The organism is Actinoplanes sp. NPDC048791 (genome assembly GCF_040650095.1).
GTDB lineage: Bacteria > Actinomycetota > Actinomycetes > Mycobacteriales > Micromonosporaceae > Actinoplanes.
Genome location: NZ_JBEZGQ010000754.1, coordinates 1 through 4259 on the forward strand (window position 1 = coordinate 1; position 4259 = coordinate 4259).

Here is a 4259-nt window from a genome sequence, read left to right on the forward strand (position 1 = left end):
GCCCGCTCTCCAGCGCGGTACGCGGCAACGCCTCGACGGGCACCGGCTCGGGCACCTCACCCAGCGCCCGTACCCGCAGGCCCGGAGCCCGCCGCAGCTGCTCCCACAGCCGGGCCGCCTCCCGGTCCACGTCGAGCACCTGGGCCGCCGCGGCCCCGGCCCAGCGATCGGCCGAGATCGCGTCGCCCTCGGCCCGGGCGAGTTCCCCGGCGGCCTGCGCGGCACTGGTCTGGTACGCCTGCTCGGCGTCCGCCAGAGCCGCGTCCCGCCGCCGGGCGACGTCGGCGAGCGCGCTCATCATCAACTGGTAGTCGCGGTCACGTGTGGTCACTGTTCACCTCGTACGGGATGATCACTTCCGGATGGCGGTGCACCGAGCGGTCGAAGAACAGGGCCCGGCGGGCGCGCGGATACCAGACCGGGCCCCCGGGCTGGGGTGAGAGCGGGCTGAGCTCGGGGCCCTGCACGTCGAGCGCCACCCAGGCGCCGATGGTGTCCAGCCGGGCACCGGGGCCGCCGAGGTCGTCGCGCAGCCTGGGCACTGACCGCCACCAGCCCAGCACGTGGATGCGCTGCTCGGGCCCGTCGGTCAGCAGGGCCCGCCAGCGGTCGCGGTAGGACGCTCCGGCCGCGTCCAGGGCGTAGCCGAGGACGTAGTGCGGGATGCCGTCCGGCGCCAGGACGTCGAAGAACTGGTCGAGGTCGCCGCTGCCGTACCAGTCGGCCTGCGGCAGCTCGGCGACGAGCCGGGCGGCCGGGCGTTCCGCGCCGGGTTCCAGGCAGACCACGCTGAAGCGGGCGGGCCCCTGCGCGGCCAGCGAGAGCGCGGCCGCGGCGAGCACGTCACAGGCCTCATCGGTACGGGTGCCGAGCACAGCCAGGTTGCGCCCGGGCATCCGGCCGAGCCGCAGCCGCGCGGGGCGGGCAGCCACGTCGATCCGCTCGCCCAGCACCGCCCCCGGGGACGAGCCGATGTCACCGCCGGACTGCACCACCCGCCCGGCGGGCCGGTATGCCGTCGGCAACCGTGGCACCGCGTCGCCGTCGAAGAGCCGGGGCGGCACGCAGCTGTCCGGCCGCCGGTGCCAGAGCTTGCGTTGCAGGGTGCGCCACGTCTGCCGGTCGCCGGCGTCGGGCAGCCGGACGATGTGGTTGGCCCCGGCCGCACCGGAGTCGGCGTTGACGACCGCGTGGAAGCGGGGGATGACGGCGGCGGCCAGGTTGGTGTCCGACAGGATCCGCCGGGCCTTGGGCAGCGCGATGCGCAGCGTGAACTGTCCGATCAGGCCGGAGCGGCCCCACAGCGCCTCGATGCCGGAGACGTCCTGGCTGGCCAGCACGAGGTGGATGCCCTGCGAGCGGCCACGCCGGGCCAGGTCCTCCAGCAGGGTCACGGCCTCCTCGGCGACCGCGTCCCGCCCGGCCAGCAGCACCTGGAACTCGTCGATGACGGCGACGATCCGCGGCCAGTGCCCGGCCGGGTCCTCGGCGCGCAGCTCGGCCAGCTTCGAGGCCTCGTGGCGCTTGGCCGCCTGGGCACGGGCCCGCAGTTCCTCGCCGAGGTGGCGCAGCAGGGCCAGACCGAACTCCCGGTCGCCGTTGACGTTGATGCCGGCCAGGCGCACCTGGGGCAGCCAGCTGGGGTCGCGCGGGCCCGGGGCGAACCGGGCGAACGACACGCCTTCCTTGAAATCGAGCAGGTAGAAGGCGAGTTCCTCGGGGCCGTACCGGGCGGCCAGCGAGCCGATCCAGGCGTAGATCAGGTTGGTCTTGCCGGAGCCGGACGGGCCGCCGATCAGCGCGTGCGGCGGATCGTCGCCGAGCGGCACCGAGATCAGCGAGCCGTCCGTGCTGTCCCCGATCGGCGCGCTCAGGCCGTGCGCGGACGACTCCAGCCAGAGCTTCTCCGGTTCCAGGTCGGCGAACCGGGCGGGCGGCGGGCCCTGGCGCAGCTTCTCGGCCGTCGCCCGGCAGAAGCCGGCGATCCGCTCCGGGGGCGGGGCCGCGTCGAGCCGTACGGTGAGGTCGCCGATGGTGTCGCAGGTGGCGGTCTCGCCGTGCACCTCGATGCGTTCCACCGTGGGATGCGGCGCCAGCTCCAGGCCCCGGACGACGAGGTGCACGCCGCAGGCCACCCCGGTACGGGCGATCCGGTCCAGCTGGGCCCGCTGGTCGGGGCTCAGCTCGGCGTCGGCGAGCAGCACGATGATCCGCCACGGTTCCGGGCGCGGGCCGGTCGTGGCGGCGATGAGCTCGGCCAGGGAGGCGTACTCGCCGGCCAGGACGGTCTCGTTGACCCGGCAGATCTGCTCCACCAGGTCGTCGAGCACCGCGCCGAGTCCGCCGGGGCCGATGAAGGACAGCAGGCCGGCATTGCCCAGCGGCGCGAACGCGGCCAGCGTCCCGCCGAGCTGCTCGGGGTCGTAGACGGTGAGCCGGACGTCGCCGGGCCGGGTGGTGCCGAGCGCGCGCAGCAGCAGGCCCGAGATGACGCCGTCCACGGCCTCCCGGTCACCGGCCAGGTTGAGGTGGGCGTGGTCGAGCAGCGGCACCAGGGCGGGCAGGCGTCGTTCACCGTCGCCCGGGTCGTAACCGATGGTGCCGATCCGCAGCAGCCCGGGACGGGTGACCCGGTCCGGCTCGGTGGGGGTCCAGTAGCGCCATGCGGTGCCGGCCGCGCCGGAGGCGTACAGGGCGGCGAGCGATTCGACGTTGCGGGTCAGCGAGCCGGCCTCGCTGCGGGTCCGGCGCAGGATGTCCTCCCGGGCCGCCTCCCGCGCCTCGGCCAGCTGGGCCAGGCAGGTCGAGTACGCGTCCCGGATCAGCTGTTTGCGGCGCAGCGCCTCACTGCGGGCCGACTCGGCGGCGGCCAGCACGGCCCGGGCGGTGCCGCGCGCTTCGGCCAGCTCCTGCCGGACGACGGCGACCAGTGCGTTGCGGTGGCTTCCCACTGCACCCCCCGGATTCCAAGATGGGGGATTTTAACCAGTTTGGGGTGCTTGTCTGCTTGAGGCGGCGCGTGTCGCCATCGAACCGTCACCGCACGGGTTGCCGCCGCGCGCCCGCTCCCGCCCCGGTCAGCCAGCGCGGATCGGTGCTCACCAGGTCCCGCCAGAGCTGCGCGGAGACCATGGCGGCCCCCTCGGCCTGCCACCGGCGCAGCGAGCGCCGGGGCACGTACCGGCGGAACCAGTCCACGGCCCGCCGGGCGTCCCGGTCCAGGCCCTCCGGCTGCGGACCCCGCTGGTACGGCCGCAGCCCCATGACAGTGCAGTAGTGCAGGGCGTTGAAGAACCGCCACTCCTCGGTCGTACCGAACACCCCGGCCGGCTTGAGCCGGGCGACGTGCTCACTCAGCACCGCCTGCAGCTCGGCCGCCCGGATCAGCGGCTGATCGGCCACTCCGGGCCCGCGCGCGGCCAGCCGGCGGTCCACCGTGGGCAGCTCGACCAGCGGGTTGCGCAGCAGCCGGCCCACGTCGCCGAAGTCCTCCAGCGCGCGGCGGGTCAACCGGCGGAACTCGTCGGCGTCCAGGGCGAGCATCTGGTGCCGCTCCCGGCGCCGGGGCAGCGCTTCGGCGGCCCGGTACAGCGGTCCGCGGGTGAGTCGCAGCCGGTCGTCGGTGAGGAACGCGAGCCGGTCCAGCCCCGCGCGCAGCTCCCCGGCCAGCCCGACCGCGCTCAGCACCATCGCCACCAGCACGAACTGCAGCACGGCGACCGTGTCGAGGCCGGGCGCGGCCAGCATGGTCAGCGCCGCCGGACCACCGCAGAGGAGCACGGCGAGCGTCGCGGCCAGCAGGGACCGGCGCAGGTCGGGCAGGAGGCGCTCGCCCGCCTCCACGGCGTCGGCCACGGCCACCAGGTAGCCCATCACCAGCAGGTCGAGCCCGATCGCGGCGATCACCAGCGCGGGCGGGCCCACCTCGATCGGGCCCAGCACCACGATGAGCCCGAGGCTGTAGAGGATCGCGGCGGCGGTCAGCGCGGTGGGCAGCGAGGCCGGGCGTACCCGCTCGCGGTAGCGCAGCAGCAGCACCACGCCGCCGGCCAGCGGGGCCAGGGCGACCAGCTTGCCCACGTCCGGCAGCGCCGCCGCCAGGACCAGGAAAACCAGCGCGGCGACCGGCCAGCCGCGGTTGACCTGGCGGTGCTCCGGCGCGCTCGGCGGCAGCAGCCCCACCGCGACCCCGGCCCAGCACAGGGCCGGCACGCAGAGCAGCACCTGGGCGAGCCCGGAGCCCGGCTGCACCGTCCAGG

At 75.3% G+C, this 4259-nt stretch carries 2 protein-coding genes and 1 pseudogene; all 3 read right to left on the minus strand.

Going from position 1 to position 4259, the window contains the following annotated elements; genetic code table 11:
• Positions 1-331 (minus strand): annotated as a pseudogene (locus AB0C29_RS36215) (hypothetical protein); the annotation flags it as partial.
• The gene (locus AB0C29_RS36220) at positions 318-2951 is read right to left on the minus strand and encodes an FtsK/SpoIIIE domain-containing protein (protein WP_360830171.1); all 2634 of its coding nucleotides are present in this window, start codon (positions 2949-2951) and stop codon (positions 318-320) included. The gene AB0C29_RS36220 and the pseudogene AB0C29_RS36215, both read right to left, overlap by 14 nt.
• An 85-nt stretch (positions 2952-3036) precedes the next feature.
• Positions 3037-4259, minus strand: a 1223-nt coding sequence (locus AB0C29_RS36225) for a hypothetical protein (RefSeq protein WP_360830174.1), incomplete at its 5' end; no start/stop codon positions are given.